Annotated in this window: 14 protein-coding genes; 8 read left to right on the plus strand and 6 right to left on the minus strand. The window is 49.3% G+C overall.

Annotation, left to right across the window (positions count from 1 at the left end; all coding sequences use genetic code 11):
* Positions 1–30 precede the first annotated feature (30 nt).
* On the plus strand, positions 31–354 hold the full coding sequence (locus H6F72_RS04285) for a hypothetical protein (RefSeq protein WP_190432178.1): 324 nt from the start codon (positions 31–33) through the stop codon (positions 352–354).
* A 25-nt stretch (positions 355–379) separates the two neighbouring features.
* Here the strand turns inward: H6F72_RS04285 and H6F72_RS04290 are convergent, their stop codons facing one another.
* Both H6F72_RS04290 and H6F72_RS04295 read right to left on the minus strand, forming a co-directional pair.
* Positions 380–1,543, minus strand: a complete 1,164-nt coding sequence (locus H6F72_RS04290; protein ID WP_190432179.1) for an SGNH/GDSL hydrolase family protein — start codon at positions 1,541–1,543, stop codon at positions 380–382.
* 137 nt (positions 1,544–1,680) lie between these two features.
* The gene (locus H6F72_RS04295) at positions 1,681–2,016 is read right to left on the minus strand and encodes a DUF4870 domain-containing protein (RefSeq protein WP_190432180.1); all 336 of its coding nucleotides are present in this window, start codon (positions 2,014–2,016) and stop codon (positions 1,681–1,683) included.
* 265 nt (positions 2,017–2,281) lie between these two features.
* On the opposite strand from H6F72_RS04295, the gene prfC reads away from it, so the two are divergent.
* The 3 genes from prfC (at position 2,282) to H6F72_RS04310 (ending at position 7,591) form a co-directional block, all read left to right on the plus strand.
* Positions 2,282–3,946 (plus strand): peptide chain release factor 3, encoded by a 1,665-nt coding sequence (prfC, locus tag H6F72_RS04300; protein ID WP_190432181.1) that lies wholly within the window; start codon positions 2,282–2,284, stop codon positions 3,944–3,946.
* Positions 3,947–3,982: 36 nt separating this feature from the next.
* Positions 3,983–6,433, plus strand: coding sequence for a M48 family metalloprotease (locus H6F72_RS04305; protein ID WP_190432183.1), 2,451 nt, complete (start codon positions 3,983–3,985; stop codon positions 6,431–6,433).
* A gap of 675 nt (positions 6,434–7,108) precedes the next feature.
* Positions 7,109–7,591, plus strand: a complete 483-nt coding sequence (locus tag H6F72_RS04310; protein ID WP_190432184.1) for an RNA-binding protein — start codon at positions 7,109–7,111, stop codon at positions 7,589–7,591.
* A gap of 157 nt (positions 7,592–7,748) precedes the next feature.
* On the opposite strand, the gene H6F72_RS04315 is transcribed toward H6F72_RS04310, so the two are convergent.
* On the minus strand, positions 7,749–8,264 hold the full coding sequence (locus H6F72_RS04315) for a hypothetical protein (RefSeq protein ID WP_190432185.1): 516 nt from the start codon (positions 8,262–8,264) through the stop codon (positions 7,749–7,751).
* Positions 8,265–8,342: 78 nt separating this feature from the next.
* On the opposite strand from H6F72_RS04315, the gene H6F72_RS04320 reads away from it, so the two are divergent.
* From H6F72_RS04320 to H6F72_RS04330, 3 genes are all read left to right on the plus strand, one after another.
* Positions 8,343–9,260: a histone deacetylase gene (locus H6F72_RS04320; RefSeq protein ID WP_190432186.1), complete on the plus strand. Its 918-nt coding sequence runs from the start codon at positions 8,343–8,345 to the stop codon at positions 9,258–9,260.
* Between the two features lie 112 nt (positions 9,261–9,372).
* Positions 9,373–10,287 (plus strand): RnfABCDGE type electron transport complex subunit D, encoded by a 915-nt coding sequence (locus H6F72_RS04325; protein ID WP_190432187.1) that lies wholly within the window; start codon positions 9,373–9,375, stop codon positions 10,285–10,287.
* A gap of 45 nt (positions 10,288–10,332) precedes the next feature.
* Complete coding sequence (locus H6F72_RS04330) at positions 10,333–11,649, plus strand: DUF2330 domain-containing protein (protein ID WP_370527440.1); 1,317 nt, start codon at positions 10,333–10,335, stop codon at positions 11,647–11,649.
* Positions 11,650–11,681: 32 nt separating this feature from the next.
* On the opposite strand, the gene hpsE (H6F72_RS04335) is transcribed toward H6F72_RS04330, so the two are convergent.
* The 3 genes from hpsE (H6F72_RS04335) to uvrB all read right to left on the minus strand — a co-directional run bounded on the left by hpsE (H6F72_RS04335) (position 11,682) and on the right by uvrB (position 16,463).
* Positions 11,682–12,668 (minus strand): hormogonium polysaccharide biosynthesis glycosyltransferase HpsE, encoded by a 987-nt coding sequence (gene hpsE, locus H6F72_RS04335; RefSeq protein WP_190432188.1) that lies wholly within the window; start codon positions 12,666–12,668, stop codon positions 11,682–11,684.
* Between the two features lie 24 nt (positions 12,669–12,692).
* Positions 12,693–13,664: a hormogonium polysaccharide biosynthesis glycosyltransferase HpsE gene (gene hpsE / locus H6F72_RS04340; protein WP_242016780.1), complete on the minus strand. Its 972-nt coding sequence runs from the start codon at positions 13,662–13,664 to the stop codon at positions 12,693–12,695.
* A gap of 801 nt (positions 13,665–14,465) precedes the next feature.
* Positions 14,466–16,463 (minus strand): excinuclease ABC subunit UvrB, encoded by a 1,998-nt coding sequence (gene uvrB, locus H6F72_RS04345; protein ID WP_190432189.1) that lies wholly within the window; start codon positions 16,461–16,463, stop codon positions 14,466–14,468.
* Positions 16,464–17,123: 660 nt separating this feature from the next.
* On the opposite strand from uvrB, the gene H6F72_RS04350 reads away from it, so the two are divergent.
* On the plus strand, positions 17,124–17,306 hold the full coding sequence (locus H6F72_RS04350; protein ID WP_190432190.1) for a CsbD family protein: 183 nt from the start codon (positions 17,124–17,126) through the stop codon (positions 17,304–17,306).
* The last annotated feature ends 212 nt before the right edge of the window (positions 17,307–17,518 follow it).

Below are 17,518 nucleotides of genomic sequence, written 5' to 3' on the forward strand. Positions count from 1 at the left end.
AAGTAGTTGCCCCTGTAGTCTTACCCTGTTATGCGTAGAAGAGTTCAACTTGATCAAAGTTTGCTGGTCAGAACTTTCATCGCCATATTTTTATTTGCCCTATTCATAGGGGGAACTGTAGTCTGGGCAATTGGTGGTGGGGACAAATCCCCTGCCTACCCAACCGTGCTGAATGTAGCTGTAATTGTCGGCTTGGCGATCGCGGATTTCATTCTGGTTCCTGTGATTTACTATCGCTGCCCTACTTGTAAGCGCAAGCTTCCTAGAGCTTCAGCGCCAAAATCCGAAGTTCACTATTACTGCGCTGCTTGTAACATCGAGTGGGATTTGGGCTTGCGTCCAGGCAGGTACTAAGCTAGGGCAGGGATACAGCGCTAGGTTATCTGACAGCAGAGTTAGAAGCAGCTGTAGCCGTGAGACGTTGATAACGAGCGATTTTGATTTGAGATTCTGTTTGCTGGAGGGCGACTTGCCAAACTTGATAACCACGCGGATTCAGGTGTAAGCCATCAGTGGTCAAGGCTCGATTCAAGGTGTCTTGCGTGTCAGTGAAGTAGGGGTACAGATCTAGAAAACTTACTTTTTCTTGTTGGGCGATCGCGGCAATGCGTTGATTCAAGCCGCGAATCCGACTACTGGGAATCGCAGCATAGCGAGTCGGCAAAATTGACTGCACAACAACCTCAGCGCCAGGATGCTTCTGATGAAGCTGTCGCATAATTTGGCGCAAATTACTTAAAATCCGTTGGTCGCTATGACCCCGACGCAGATCGTTGATGCCAGCCATGACGTAAATAGTGTCAGGCCGCGTCTGAGTAAAGGCTGAAAGCCGCTGGAGAATGCCACTTGTGGTGTCGCCCGAAATTCCTTGATTCAGCCACAATTGCCCCTCAGGTAGGCGTTGGGTCGGGAACCAGAGGCTAAGCGAGTCTCCCACGACGACCGAGAGGCGATTGTCTCCTTGGCCTCGTGCTACCGCTCTGGCTTCTAGCTCTAGTAGTTGTTTCCATTGGCTGTAGCTGGGCTTCGTTGTGGCTTGAGACCAAGCTGAGTAAAAACTATTGCTAGCAATCCGGGTGTAAAGAGTACCTGCTCTTAGAGCTTCTAGTCTTTGGCGATAGAGCTGGTTACCCGATCGCGGAGCCAAAGCCTGAGCTTGTGGTATATCGCTAAAGTTAGGAATCAAAGCAGGACTAACTTTAGAAACCTGCTGACTACCACGCTGATCATCTAGAATCGACGCGATCAGGTTGTCTTCTTGAGCGTGAATTTCTGTAGCAAGTTGTGGGCTGGGCGCGATCGCCTCCACCTGAGCTGCCCCTATCTGAGCGGTGAGCTGAGGCTGACATCCGGGTTGGCTAAATTCTGGAGCACCAAATTCAACTCCGGTGGTAACCTGGGGTGAAGCTAAAGCAACCGTTTGAGCTTTGGTTAAATTGTCTGCTGCGAATAAGTAGCTAATCTGAGGTATTTCTGGTGCTGCGGTCTTAGCTAACTGACTCTTCACTAAAACATCGGCTACCAGCAGACAAAGATCGCTCATAAAGTAACTCCATCACACCTTCCCTTACCTTTGACAGGGAGAAGTGGATGGAGTCAGGAAATTTCACCAACGATTTATTTCAACCAAAAAATTTGAGAGCGCACCTCTCCCAAATCCTTAGGAATCGCCAGAGCGCCCTAGACCAATCGGAAAATGAAGGGATAACGGAATGCGTGGTCAGTATCGCTTAGGGAAGTCACGATCGCCCAAATCGCCAAGCCCCAATGAGCCAGGAAGTAGAAAGGCACCAACAGAAGACCAATCAAGATCCAGGACAGGACTCCAATAATGGCGCCCCAGACCCAAATATTAAGGTGAAAGTTAATGGCTTCCTTGGCGTTTTCCTTCACCACGGGGTCATCAGAAACAAACAAAATCGCGATCGGCACACCAATAGATACCAAGGCAGCGCTAAAAAAGATCGAACCATGCGCTACTGCCGATAATAATTTCCGCTTATCCGTGTCGTACATTCCAGTTTCTCTCCATCACGGAGTTAAGGTGTTTGCGATTGCAATCAGGGCAATTGCCTTAATCATATCTAGCTAATCTTTGCCTGAAAGTATGACATAGATAGGGAAATCCGATGCTCTCCGGTAGGTATCTCCTCATCCTCTACCTGAGGAGGATTTCCGCAGGCGCAGCTTTTGTCGCTATCATCAAGTTTAAAGGCAACGTTGAATTTAGCGATTTAGCGTTGATAAGTTGCTTTACAGATTTACCCAGTCAGGTTCCGGCATGTCCACTGATTCCCTTGCCCTTGACCAATCGGTTCAAGACAAATCGCTTCAAGTTGAGTTGGAGACAGAGATTGAACGTCGTCGCAATTTTGCGATTATCTCTCACCCAGACGCGGGCAAAACCACTCTGACCGAAAAGCTATTGCTGTACGGAGGCGCAATTCACGAGGCGGGAGCGGTCAAGGCCCGACGTGCTCAGCGCAAAGCAACCTCAGACTGGATGGAAATGGAGCAACAGCGGGGGATTTCGATCACCTCGACGGTTTTGCAGTTTGCTTATAAAGACTGTCATATCAACCTTCTGGACACGCCGGGACACCAAGACTTTAGTGAAGACACCTACCGCACCTTAGCCGCCGCTGACAATGCGGTGATGCTAGTCGATGCAGCTAAAGGTTTGGAACCGCAGACTCGCAAGCTGTTTGAAGTGTGCAAGCTGCGATCGCTGCCTATTTTTACCTTTATCAACAAGCTCGATCGTCCAGGGCGTGAACCGCTAGAACTGCTGGATGAAATTGAGCAAGAACTAGGCTTACAAACCTACGCGGTAAACTGGCCGATTGGGATGGGCGATCGCTTTAGAGGCGTGTTTGACCGACGAGAGCAAAAAATTCACCTATTCGAGCGCAGTGCTCACGGTAGCCGCGAAGCCACAGTTACAACCGTCGATTTGGGCGACCCTCGGATCGAAGACTTGCTGGAGCAAGAACTCTACTACCAACTCAAAGAAGATTTGGAAGTGATTGAGGGGGTAGGTCCAGAGCTAGACCTGGCGCAGGTACACCGAGGCAAAATGACGCCCGTATTCTTTGGCAGCGCCATGACCAACTTTGGGGTGGAGCCGTTCTTGAATGCTTTCTTGGACTACGCCCTCAAGCCTGGACCTCATCACAGTACGGTGGGTGAGGTAGAGCCTACCTATCCAGAGTTTTCGGGTTTTGTCTTCAAGTTGCAAGCCAACATGGACCCCAGACACCGCGATCGCATTGCCTTTGTGCGGGTGTGCTCCGGTAAGTTTGAAAAAGATATGACCGTGAACCATGCTCGTTCGGGTAAAACGGTGCGCTTGTCTCGCCCGCAAAAGCTGTTTGCTCAAGAACGCGAATCGATCGAGGCGGCTTACCCTGGTGACGTGATCGGTCTCAACAACCCTGGAGCGTTTGCGATTGGAGACACGATTTATCTGGGCCAGAAGCTAGAGTACGAAGGCATCCCTTGTTTCTCACCAGAACTATTTGCTTACCTCAAAAACCCCAACCCCTCCAAGTTTAAGCAGTTCCACAAAGGTGTGTCGGAGCTACGGGAAGAAGGGGCGGTTCAGATCATGTTCTCGGCAGATGAAGCCAAGCGAGACCCGATCTTGGCGGCAGTCGGGCAACTGCAATTTGAAGTAGTACAGTTCCGGTTGCAAAACGAATACAACGTGGAAACCCAAATCGAACTGCTACCTTACAGCGTGGCTCGTTGGGTGACAGGAGGCTGGGACGCTTTGCAAAAAGTGGGGCGCTTGTTTAATACCGTCACGGTGAAAGATTCTTGGGGCCGTCCTGTGCTGCTCTTCCGCAATGAGTGGAACTGCCAGCAAGTAGAAGGAGAGCACCCGGAGTTAAAATTAAGCACGATCGCTCCCGTAGTTTCTGGGCAAGAACCTATCTCCACTTGATGCTATGTTGGAGCGGATTATGGCAGCAGCATCTGTATGTCTAGTTCCGACCCTTCTGCATCTCACCAACCATCTACCAACGCGACGCTGAAAGCAGGCTTAACTGCCCTGAAGCAGGGAGATTACCCCACCGCCATCTCGCTGCTAGAGCGCTGTGCCAACTTTTCTCCAAATCAGGTTGCAATACCTACACCCAATACCCCAACTAGCTTGCAAGCCCAGATTGGGTTAGTCACCGCCTATAAGCGTCAAGGGCTGACGGAGCAAGCGATCGCCCTTTGCCAAACCCTTACCCAAACACCTAACCCTCAGGCGAAAGCTTGGGCCGACAAAACTTTAGCTAGCTTCATCCAACGCTATCCTCAACTGGTGGCATCTACCGAGTTGCAACCCGCTACATCAGCAGCATCCGAGGCTCCATCTACAATCTCTGATGCTAGCGGAGCTGGATTTGTCCCGCTTGATGCCATCTCCATTCGCAAAAGTTCTCGAACTAGCAAACTGCGTCCTCAAACCACTTCAGGTAGTCAACCGCGATCGCCTCAGCCGGCTCCTGACGACACCTCTACGCCACCCACGGGAGTTGCGCAGGAAGTTCTATTTGAGAGTACAAACCCAGTTTTAGCAGCATCAACAGCGGCAACGGAACCGCACGAGTGGAAGCAAGCAGGTCGAGCACAAAAGTGGCAACCGCTTAGCAAGCTCAAACTTACTCGCCTTGGGCTCTTGCAAGCAGGTAGCGCGATCGCTTTTTTGGCTTTCGCCTTGTTTGTCCTACGGTTCTCTATGCGAGCTACCAACTGGCTGTTGGTCAAGCTTCCTTTTGTCCAGCCGATTCAACTGCTCTACCGCAATCCAACGGTCATTTTTATTGTTGTGGTAGGGCTGATGTTAGCCTCGCTGCCTTGGCTGATGGATGCGCTACTCAAGTTTTTGTACGGCTTGAAACCCCTATCAACCGCGACTTTAGCGACCTATAGCCCAGAAGCCACTAAAGTTCTCAATCGTCTGCCTCGGCAGAAGCAGATTCCCACTCCTGCCTTACGGCTTTTACCCACCGCTGCACCAATCGCCCTCACCTACGGCTCCCTACCTCGCTTCGCCCGCATTGCCGTCAGCCAAGGACTGCTAGAACAACTGGCAGATGACGAAATTGCGGCCCTCTATGCTGGGGAAATTGCTCACATTGCTCACTGGGATTTTGCGGTGATGTCCCTAGCAGTGCTGCTGCTGCAAGTTCCCTACACGCTGTATTGGCAGGTAGCCACTTGGGGCGATCGCTTGGAAGCTCGTAGAAAGCAAGCGCAGCGACAAAATACGGCCTTGTTTTACCTCTTCACGGTACTGGTCTACATCATTGCTGCCTTTTCCAGTCTCAACTATGGCGTCTATTGGCTGCTCCGCTGGCCGCTGTTGTGGCTGTCTCGTCAGCGGCTCTACTACAGCGATCGCTTAGCTGCTGAATTTACGGGCAACCCGAACGGCCTTACCAGAGCCTTACTCAAAACCGCGATCGGGGTAGCTCAAGACGTACAACAGCAGCAACAAACCAGCTATGTCCTCGAAGGCTTCAACTTCCTAGCACCGCTCGATTACAAAACAGCGCTAACCGTCGGTAGCTTCTATCCAGCCGTCTCATTTGAGGCACTTTTGGAATGGGACCGCACCAACCCTCACCGCCATTGGCTCAATCTCAACCAATCTCATTCTTTATTAGGCAATCGCCTGCAACTCCTGAGTTCTTACGCCCGTCACTGGCGACTCGACTCTGAGCTAAACTTTGCTAATTCCGCTCAAGCACCCACGCCCAAACTCACCTGGCAGCAGTGGTTAACTCGCTATGGACAACGCCTAGCCCTCCAAGGCGCTCCCTTCTGGGGCTTGGGGTTAGGCGTTGCGATCGGATTAGGGATTTGGTTAATCGCTGCGATCGGTGAGTTCTTAGGGTTGTGGAATTTGTTTTGGTTGGTGGGTGACTGGGCTGTCCTCATCGGTTGTTTACCTTTGGGTCTGAGCTTAGGGATTTTTGTTCGGATCAATCCGTTCTTTCCAGACATCACTCCAGTGACGCTCCGAGCCACATCTCCACTCCCAACATTGGTAGCTAATTCTGCACTTCTCCCTATCGACAGCAAACCTGTACAACTCCAAGGCAAAGTACTGGGGCGCACAGGGCTGGCTAATTGGCTAAGCCAAAGCTTGATTCTCCAAACCGACACGGGTTTATTACCGCTGCATCACACTTCAGCCGTGGGGCCGTTGGGAGCATTTTGGGCGCGATCGCCCCAACCCCGTGACTTAGTCCACCAAGCCGTAACTGCTAAAGGTTGGTTCCATCGGGGCGCTACTTCCTGGATCGATTTAGAAACCTTACGAACTTCGAGCGGCAAAATTAGCATTAGTCGCCATCCGATTTGGTCTACCTTGCTAGCTGGGGTAGCAGCCTGCGTTGGCACTTATATCCTGTTATTTATTGGAGGATATTAGTAATATCTACTTATTGATTTTTTTGCCACTATCAAATCTTGTGTAAAGAAAAGTTGCACTAATTTGGAAGTTTATGTTACTTTTCTTTACAGAGAGATCCGATTTACCGAAGACGTGGCTCAGCCTTTAACAATGGCAGTTTTTACAGCAAAACCGTCTTGGTGTCAGGTTTTCTTCCTCCCAACACAGCAAGCTCGACCAGCCGTAGCCATCGGCTGGTTTTTATTGAAACAGTCTAGAAATATACCTGCGTGTTACGTCAATCTATTGGTATATTCAAAGCTTGTTTCGCCAATCTACTGATAAAGATCTGGCTCAAGTCTGAAACTTATGATTTTACCTAGCTGCGTATCTAAGGCCGTGATACCTTAATGAATGGCATAGAAATCCTGGAAAAGCAGTTTAAACAGAAAACGCTCGAACATAAGCCTCCAGTGATCATTAAAAACCTACAACCATGATGAAGTTCAACTTGCTCTTTTCTGGAGTGTAAAGCATTGGATGAAGGGTACTGGACAGCTTTTTTGAGGCGAGGAGCTGTGTTTTCGATGTTAGCGAGGAGAGTACAAGGCGTAGCTATTCGTAGAGTCGTCTATCAAGGCAATCTCTCGCTAACTGCGTGAGGTTAATGCTTTCAAGCAAGTTTATCTGAACCGATGTCTGGAGGTATCTTTCATGTCTATTCGTCTATATGTGGGCAATTTACCCAAAGAAGTGGAGCGCCAAGAGCTAGCAGCAGTATTTGCAGAAGCTGGTGATTCTGTCTCTACCAAGGTTATCACTGACCGCAAAACAGGCAAATGTCGAGGTTTTGGTTTTGTGACTGTCAAAACCGATGAGCAAGCCGATGAAATTATTGAAAAATACAACGGCTTTGTGCTCAAAGACTGCGCTCTAAAAATTGAGAAAGCGTTGCCTCGCGCCAAAGGTAAGGAAGAACAGGGTGCAGAGGGTGCAGAGGGCGTCAGCAGCAGTCCTAGCCCCAGTGCTCCTTCTACAGGTAGCCGTCGTAGCAAGGGCAATAGCAACAATAACAATAAGTCTCGACGAGTTGCAGCTAGCACTTCTACTGATAGCGATGCGGTTCAGCCTGACCCACGTTGGGCTCAAGACCTAGAAAAGTTAAAGCAACTGTTGGCAGCCCAAGCGACTAACTAAAGCTGCGTACAGCAGAACTTCCATCTCACAGTCATCGTGTTTCATGATTAACGACAGGTGCAGTTGACGGCTCACCGGTCACAACTAAAAAGCTACCGAGGCAAAGGCTGGGAAGCCCTAGTCTTGCTTCGGTAGTTGTGTTGTACTTGGGCAGTTTCTAAGGCAATTGTTGTTTGAGTTGGCTCATTTGAGTTGAGTCAAAGGTGGCTTGCACTACGACTTTCTGGCGATCGTCTCGCAGTGTCAGTAAGTAGTTATCTCCGTTGGGAGCAACTTGCCACTGGGGATTTTTCATGACCACTGTCTGGAGCGCAACCTGCGGCAACTCTACCCGAATCACCACTTCCTTTTGTGACTGCGGGAAAATGTATAGTTGCTGATGCAGTTGGTCTAGTTCCAGTTTGTGGACTGTGGTGCTGCGCTCTTGCGATGAATCAGGCTTCTGCCAGTAGAGGGTGATGCCACGAATAGTAGGGTTTACTACTAAAAACTTTTCATCAAAACGCTGGGGTTCCCAGTTGAGGTTGGTGGCCTCCGCAGTTGTAGGCATCAACCGTTGTTGCCACAGAATCTCTTTGCCGTTGAGGTTGTGCCACCATTGGCTAATTGTGGCAAAGTGATTACTGTTTTCAGAACTATTGCTGCCATATTGCCAAATGCTTCTTAGTTCCATGATCAGCCTCGCTGAAGGGGTGAAGCAATTTCTAGAGAAATCGCTGTTGAGGATTCTGTATCCAGTGTAAGAAAGTCGATGGACTTACCCTTGGTTTATAACCCAGTTTATGTTGCGCCTCTGCCAGCAGGACATCGGTTCCCGATGGCGAAGTTTAAACTGTTGTACGAGATGCTACTAGCGGATGGGGTGGCGCATCTAGAGCAGTTTCTTACCCCTAAGCGGCCTGCCCAAACAGTTCTAGAACTCGTCCATACAAGGGATTATGTGCAAGCTTATTGTGAGGGCACCCTCGACCCTAAGGCCCAGCGCCGCATTGGATTGCCCTGGAGTCCAGCTTTGGTCGATCGCACCTGTACTGCGGTTGGAGGCACGATTCTCACGGCACAGCTAGCTCTACAGCAAGGGCTTGCTTGTAATACGGCAGGCGGAACTCACCATGCCTTTCCTAGTTATGGCTCTGGATTTTGTATTTTCAACGATTTGGCGATCGCGGCTCGTGCTCTACAAAAGTTGGGCTTACTGGAGAAAGTTCTGATTGTTGACCTAGATGTACATCAAGGCGATGGTACGGCCCTGATCTTCCAGGATGATCCGAGTGTCTTCACGTTCTCAATGCACTGTGAAGTTAACTTTCCAGGTACTAAGCAACAAAGTGATTTGGATGTGCCTTTACCTGTAGGCATGGAAGACGATGCTTATCTACAAACCCTAGCCGCCTACTTACCCGATTTACTCACTGAGGTACGTCCAGATCTAGTCCTCTACGATGCAGGAGTTGATCCACATTTAGGCGATCGCTTGGGTAAATTGGCGCTCACCGATACAGGTTTATTCCGGCGAGAAATGCAGGTCTTGAGTACCTGTGTAGCAGCAGGCTACCCAGTTGCTTGCGTGATCGGGGGTGGCTATGCGGATGATTTGCAGGCTTTAGTGTATCGTCACTCACTTTTACATCGTGCTGCTAGTGATGTGTATCGTCACTATCGACTGTGATTGGCTACTCTGGCAAAAGTACGGAGAGGGCTTGTAACAATTTCTGTAACAGCAGAACCGTTTAAGAGTAGGCTCGTCTAGATTGGGGACGACCCTCTCCTGTGCTCTAGCCATGCTGCTACAGGACGCGCGTGATTATCAGATTTTGTTTCTCTCACTGTTTCTCATCCTGGGCTTAGGCACGAGAGACTGGACGGTTCGACCCGAATTCATTGTCGTGACGATCGCGACTTGCCTCACGACTCAATGGGTTATGTCTGCTTTACAGGAATGGTGGCAGCGCCGGAACTCACAGCGATCGCTCACTTCACAAACCACTCAGACAGAAATTTCTACTTCTTCGACTCCAGTTAAGAAGCAGGGGCGATCGCTACGGAGTGCCCTGATCACGTCTTTAGGGCTGTGTTTGCTGCTCAGAGCGGATCATGCCAGCACAATGGCTTTAGCCAGCAGCTTAGCGGTTCTCAGTAAGTTTATGTTTCAAGTACAAGGCAAGCATTTTTTTAATCCGGCTAACTTCGGCATTATTGCTGTGCTAATGCTCACTCAAGATGCCTGGGTTTCTCCGGGACAATGGGGCGATGAGTGGTGGTACGGGCTGCTCTTTCTGGGGGCTGGGGGTCTGGTGCTACAGCGCGTCGGGCGTTGGGATACTTCAGCCGCCTTTCTAGCCACCTACGCTGGCCTAGAAGCCTATCGCAATTTCTGGCTGGGTTGGACTTGGGATGTCTACTGGCACCGATTAATGAGTGGGTCTCTACTGCTGTTTGCCTTGTTTATGATTACTGACCCTCGCTCCATTCCCAATGCTCGGATCGGGCGATTGGTTTGGTCTGTCGCCATTGCCGCTGTCACGTTTATGCTCCGCAATCAGTTCTTCATCCCGACTGCTGTGTTTTGGGCCTTATTTGCGCTGTCTCCACTCACCTTGCTAATAGACCTGATCTGGTCCGCGCCTCGCTTTACTTGGTCTCGGCCTGCTCCTGAATCTGGTGAGCCTCTCAGTCCCACTGCCGTTGAAGTATAGGAGCAACATTCCTCAGCCTTCTTATTCATGCACCTGGAGAAAATTATGATGAAGCCGTTACGGATATTGTTGGGCTTGCTTTTGGCGCTGGTTATTTTAATTGGGTATGTACCCAATGCCTGGGCTTTTTGTGGCTTCTACGTCGCTAAAGCAGACACCAAACTCTATAACAAAGCTTCTCAGGTTGCGATCGCCAGAGATGGAGAACGCACTGTCCTGACGATGGCCAATGACTTCCAGGGTGATGTCAAAGATTTTGCGATCGTGGTGCCTGTGCCAGTGGTGCTAAAGCAGGAGCAAGTTCATGTCGGCGATCCTAAAGTGCTAGAACGGCTGGATGCCTTTAGTGCCCCTCGTCTGGTGGAATATTTCGACTCCAATCCTTGTGAAACTCAAACTTTTAATGGGAGGGTGATGGCTCCGTCTGCAGCGATGGCTGGTGCGCCTACGGAAGCTGCGAGCGACAATGCCCTGGGAGTCAAAGTTGAAGCTCAATTCACGGTGGGTGAGTATGACATTGTGATTCTGAGCGCCAAGGAATCCAGTGGTTTAGAAACTTGGTTGAACCGCAGTGGTTACCGCATTCCTAGAGGAGCGAAGCAACTTCTGCAACCCTACATCCGCCAAAACCTAAAGTTTTTCGTCGCCAAGGTGAATCTAGCGGAATTTGAAAAAGCGGGCTATCAATTTCTCCGTCCGATTCAGATGGCTTACGAATCACCCAAGTTCATGCTGCCGATCCGTTTGGGCATGATTAATGCTGCCACCGAGCAAGACTTAATCGTTTACCTGTTGTCTCCTCAAGGCCAAGCTGAAGTCACTAACTACCGAACCGTGCAGGTGCCCTCAGATGCTGAAATTCCAGTTTTTGTCAAAAACGAGTTTGGCGACTTCTACAAATCTATGTTCCAGACTGCCTACACTCGTGAAGGTAAAAAGGTAGCTTTTTTGGAATATGCCTGGGATATGGGCAACTGCGACCCTTGCTCAGCTGAACCTCTCAACCCTGAGGAACTGCGTCAGGCGGGTGTTTTTTGGCTCAACGACAACACCTCCTCCAATGTTTTTCTGACCCGGATTCATGTCCGGTATACCCGTGACAAGTTTCCTGAGGATCTAATGTTCCAGGAAACCTCGAATCGACAGTCCTTCCAAGGGCGCTATGTTTTGCGCCATGCCTTTACAGCTGAGACGAACTGCGCGGCTGGACGACAGTATAAGAGAGCTTTACCTGCCCGCTTTGAACAAGAAGCTCAAACCCTAGCTAAACTAACGGGTTGGAATATCCAGGATATCCGTCAGAAGTTGCCTGCAATTTCTAGCCAAACCGCTCCTTGGTGGCGCAATCTCTGGCCTAAGTAACGCACGCTAGTCAAGCGCGATCGCGCCCTAGTTTAGTTAGAGCCTGAAGGAGTCTGTAGCGGACTAGGAGCAGCTTTAGCCTGAAGATTTTTTCTGAGGTAGTAAAACGGACTCATCAAGCTACCTAGAAAAAACTCCAGTTCGCAAGCGGCAATTAGATCTGTTTTGACTCGTTGGCGATACTTGAGTACATGCATCACAGCTCTCCGGGAATTGCCTAAAAAAGTTCTGGCCATGATCCAGGGCTTCTGGGCATCCGCAGTGTAGATCAGGCGTAACTCACAGGTCGCCAGCCCACACCCTCTAGCTAGCTCAGTCAAATAGGGTCGTTCTAAACGCCAATGAGGAATTTGATGATAAGTTTGCATGGCAGGGTTGTACCAAATTTCCCAACCTGCCTTGTGTAGATACAGCAAAGGTTCGTAGTCATCCCCCTGCACCATGCACCCGCGAACTTTACCGCTCAAAGCAGGACGTTGTGGGACATGCTCAAGCCAAGCCTGCCGTCGGACCACTAAAGAAGCTGCTGGCGGTAAACTGATCCGCTCTGGCTCATACAAATTTGGATTTGGACCGCGCTGCCGAATCGCTAGAAATGCCTGAATTTTCTCAAAATTAGCGGGAGGCTCTACCTCATAATCTCCATAGATCTGTCCGCCATAGGCTCCTGCCTGAGGGTGAGTTTGCGCAAATTCATAGGCAGCGGCGAGCCACTCTGCCGTTGGCAAATTGTCATCATCTAAAAAGCCAACTAGTTCACCCTGTGCTTCTCGAATCGCTCGCTGGCGGGCAAAAGCGGCTCCTTGTTCTGGCTCAAAGCAATACTTGAGAGGATAAGGGTGGGACCAGTTGGCTTGATACTGTTGCACCACAGCGGCAGTGCCATCGGTGCTGTTGTTGTCAACGATGATGATTTCCCACCGAATCGATTCAGCAGCAGTCTGCGATCGCAAGCGCTCCAGAATCAGCGGCAGGCGATCGGCACCGTTGTAGGTAGGAATTGCGATCGTTACATCCATAGAGAGATTAGAACTTATGCCCTCTTAGTTTTTCAGGGTTTTCTTCCAGTGGTGGAAGGGACTCAGAAAACTATTGCGGAACAGCTCCATTTCGCAAGTAGCTACCAAATCTTGAGGGATGACCGTTCTATATTTCAGCCAGTGCCGGAGGATTTTACGCATATCGTTCAGGATATAGGCCAGAGCTGCCAATGGACGCTGCCAAGGTTTAACACTGAGCATGCGAGTGTGGTAGCGACTCAGACCAATCCCTCGAAACATGGCGAGCAGATAATCTCGCTCAAAACGCCAGTGAGGGATTTTGTGGTGCATTTCCATGTCTGGGTTATACCAAATTTCCCAACCTGCATTCTGAATATGCAGAAGCAGTTCTAGATCTTCTCCCGGTTCGCTGGCCGCGATCGCTTGCCCCTGAGACTGTCCGACTCTTCCTCTCAAGGTAAAAGTTTGAGGCACATAGCGGCTCCAAACACTTTTACGCACCACTAAGCCTGCTGAAGGAGGCAGCAGCTTTTTGCCAGGATCGTATAGCAATGGCTGAGGACCGCGCTCAGTAATCGCCAAGAAACCAGCAATTCTTCTAAAGTTTTGCGGAGGTGCAGCTTCAAAGTCACCGTGAATTTGACTCGCGTAAGCTCCTGCTCTAGGGTGACTTTGAGCAAAGGCATAAGCTGCTGCCACCCAGTCTAGAGCTGGAATGTTGTCATCATCTAAAAAACCAATCAGCTCGCTTTCGGCTGCTTGCACTGCTCGCTGCCTCGCATAAGCAGAGCCTTGGCGACCTTCAAACAAGTACCGGATGGGGTACTGGTTGGGCCAATCTGCCTGGAAGGTCCGAATGACCTCAGCAGTCTGGTCTGTACTGTTGTTATCAACTATTAGGATTTCCCAGCGAAAATCCTCTGTATTCACCTGCGCTCGCAGGCGCTCTAACAACTCAGGCAAGCGGTGCTCACCGTTGTATGTCGGGATGGCAACCGTAAATTCAGGAGCCAAGGGTTTGGAGACAAGAATAGGGCTTCTACTAGGAAATGTCTGAGAGGAGGACATTGAAGAGTAGGGCATTTGAGTTAAGAGTTTAAGTGAGTAAGGTATTGTTTTGGTCAACCTTGTCATGGCAACAGCCAACAAGGACTTGAAGCACTTAACTGTTGCAATAGGGTCACTGAAGTAGACTCACCGTTGCAAATTGCCTGATTCTTAACTTTAGGTAGACCCCTGATTTGCCGCCGAGTGTCGTATTCCTAATAGCAGCTATTAGTTAAACCAGTCGCTTTAAGAGTTTTGCAACTTTATTCAGTAGCTTTCTAGGTTAAAAGCCGACCACTTAAAATTCCTGTAGTGCTAACAAGAATCTTGCCCAACTCTTAAGTTCAGCAAACAAGTTTTCAACAAATAGTGATCAGGCAATAACTTACCCAGCGATCGCTTTGCTGCGATCTCACTCCCTTAAGGCGGAGTTTCTCCAACTTCTGCCATGACATTAAAATCCAGCATGGGCATAAAGAGGTAAATGCTGCCCCGATTCGCGTAGCGATATGCTTGCAATCGGTTATGTTGCTTCACTATCAAGCTCCCAGCTAGACATCTATCCAGGTAGCTCACTCATCTCTTATGAAATGCGCTCTGCTCTGCTAATCAGAAGGCCACAAATCTTAAGACAAGTAAGCCTCCATATTCTCGCTTTCAGTAACCGCTTCTAAACATCTGGCTTAAGAGAGATTTCGCAGCCAAATTTAAAGCAATGATGAGAGTTTCATCAAGCAGAGGCAAAGTTGAGAGATGATACGGAGGTGCTTAGTGGCCCAATAGCTTGTCGCGCAAGTGTTTGATGCGATCGCGATACTTAGCGGCCTCTTCAAATTCTAATTTTTTCGACGCTTCCTTCATCTGAGCTTCTAGCTGACCGATGAGCTGCGGAATGTTTTCTAGAGGGAGATCACTGGCTTGCTCATAGACTTGATCTAGTTCTTGGGCGTTGAGACGGCGGGATACCTCTAAAAACGACAAAATAGCGTTACTCGATTTTTTGATAATTGGCTGTGGCGTGAGGCCGTGCTTGGTGTTGTACTCCATTTGCACTGCTCGCCGCCGCTCGGTTTCGCTAATGGCCTTGGCCATACTGTCAGTCAGGTTGTCGGCGTAGAGAATGGCCTGACCTCGGATGTGACGCGCTGCCCGACCAATAGTTTGAATCAGCGATCGCGCCGCTCGTAAGAAACCTTCTTTATCCGCGTCTAAGATCGCGACCAGCGACACTTCTGGTAAGTCCAAGCCTTCCCGTAACAAGTTCACACCAATCAAGACATCAAAGGTGCCTTCCCGTAAATCCTGCAAAATCTCAATCCGCTCGATGGAGTGAATCTCAGAGTGCAGATAGCGGACCCGAACGCTGCGCTCCTGCAAGTACTCGGTCAAGTCCTCAGCCATGCGCTTGGTCAGCGTTGTGATCAGCACCCGTTCCTGAAGCTGGACCCGCTCTTGAATTTCGCCAAACAAATCATCGATTTGACCTGTAGTGGGACGGACGAAAATTTCCGGGTCAAGCACTGCGGTAGGCCGAATCACCTGCTCCACCACTCGACCGTCCGAAATTTCCATCTCCCAGTCTCCGGGAGTAGCAGAAACAAAAATGCACTGTTTTGCCTTGCCCCAAAACTCCTCAGACTTCAGGGGGCGGTTGTCGGCGGCACTGGGTAAACGAAATCCGTGCTCAATTAGCACTTGTTTGCGGGCTTGGTCACCATTGTACATACCCCGAATCTGCGGCACAGTGACGTGAGATTCATCAACGACCAAGAGCCAATCTTGGGGGAAATAGTCGATTAAGCATTCGGGGGGATCTCCCGCTTGCCGCCCAGCGAGATGGCGCGAGTAGTTTTCCACACCGTTGCAGTAACCGACTTCTCGCAGCAACTCCAAGTCGTAGCGGGTGCGCTGCTCTAGGCGTTGGGCTTCTAGGAGCTTGTTGTTTTGCTCTAAAATTTCCAGGCGATCGCGCAGCTCTTGTTCGATGGCGTTGCAGGCTCCCTCTAAGCGGTCTTCGGGAGTAACGAAGTGACGGGCAGGGTAAATATTCACCCCCTCCATGCTTTGCAGCGTTACGCCAGTTACGGGATCGATGTAGCGAATCGCGTCGATCTCATCACCAAAAAACTCTACTCGAATGATGCGGTCTTCATAAGCTGGGCCAATTTCTAGCACATCCCCTTTGACTCGGAAGCGACCGCGCCCCATCTCTAAGTCGTTGCGAGAATACTGCACAGAAGCTAAATCGCGCAGAATTTGGCGTTGGTCGGCTTCCATCCCCACGCGCAGTGGCACAGCCGCATTCAGATATTCGGAGGGAATGCCTAAGCCATAGATGCAGCTAATAGAAGCGACCACAATCACATCGCGCCGTTCGAACAGCGATCGCGTGGCTGAGTGCCGCAGCATATCAATCTCTTCGTTGATCGAAGCTGTCTTTTCAATGTAAGTATCGGTCACCGGAATATAAGCTTCCGGTTGATAGTAGTCGTAATAACTAATGAAATACTCGACGGCGTTGTTAGGAAAAAACTCTCGCAACTCGTTGCAAAGTTGGGCGGCTAGGGTTTTGTTATGAGCCAAGACTAAAGTGGGCTTCCCCACGTTTTCAATCACCGAAGCGATCGTAAATGTTTTGCCAGTACCCGTTGCCCCTAGCAAAGTCTGGAAGCGTTCACCTGACTGCACACTCTGAGTCAGTTGCTGGATCGCCTTAGGTTGATCGCCAGTGGGTTGAAAAGGGGCTTGAATCTGGAATTGCGCCATAATCTCGACTCAATAAAAGCACAAAGTTGCTAGAGTTTCGGCTCTTGCGCCTAGTGACTTGAGAGCAATCTGGGGTCGCTCGGAGTCAACTAGCCACTCCTCTAGTGTAGCGATCTTAAGTAGTACATTTGGTCGCCTAGAACACGGTGAAATTCGCGATCGCCCGTTGAAATCACAATGAAACCAGCTAAAGCAACCCAGGATATCTCAACACTTCAATCTGAACTGCGAATTACAACCATTAGTAACCCTCAATATAACTGTAGCGGATAGAACTGTGAGCTGAGGACTGATTAGAATCTAGGTCTTTACATTGAACAGTCAAATATCTAACTAGTAAATCAATTAGTGATTGGGCACAATCCTAAGAAACTCTTGAGACAGCCAAAGATAGGGCAACATTTTTTACCTTTCTCAGCTCACATTTACTGAATTAACAATTAAATTCAAGAGATTAATAAATAAGAAATTTCTTAATTCACAAACCGTAGTTCTTAAAGGCTAAATCAAAAGGCGCAATCCAGAGTAAGGCTAATGCAACTTCTGACAGATGGCTCAGATCGTAGTTGTCGCTACATTAGGAATTGTCAAGTGGAATAGATCTTCGCTTTTCAACTTGATATTTGAATTTAGAGTTTTGAAAATTACGGAGTACATAAAATGAGTGCAGAAGATAGAGCTAAAGCAGCTGGCAAAAATATTGAAGGCAAAGCTCAAGAAGCTTGGGGAAATATAACGGGCGATCCTAAAGACCAAGCAGAAGGACAAGCCAAGCAAGTTGAGTCTCAAGCTCAGCACGCTAAAGAAGACATCAAAGATAACATCAAGAAAGCAATTGACTAGTCATAGCTAGTTCTAATGTGAGCGCTGGGTAGCTTGCGAGCTACCCAGATTACCTGGGTACTTATATTTCTTGAGTTTTCTGCATTTGAGTTAGTTACGAGTAATTACAAAACCGCTATTAGCTCCGAAGGTCTCACCTGTTTTCAAAAAATACTGTTTTTAACTAACTCAAATCTAGTTGCCATCTGTAGTAGACTCACCATTTGCTAAAC

Origin of the sequence: Trichocoleus sp. FACHB-46 (genome assembly GCF_014695385.1) — a bacterium.
Classification (GTDB): domain Bacteria; phylum Cyanobacteriota; class Cyanobacteriia; order FACHB-46; family FACHB-46; genus Trichocoleus.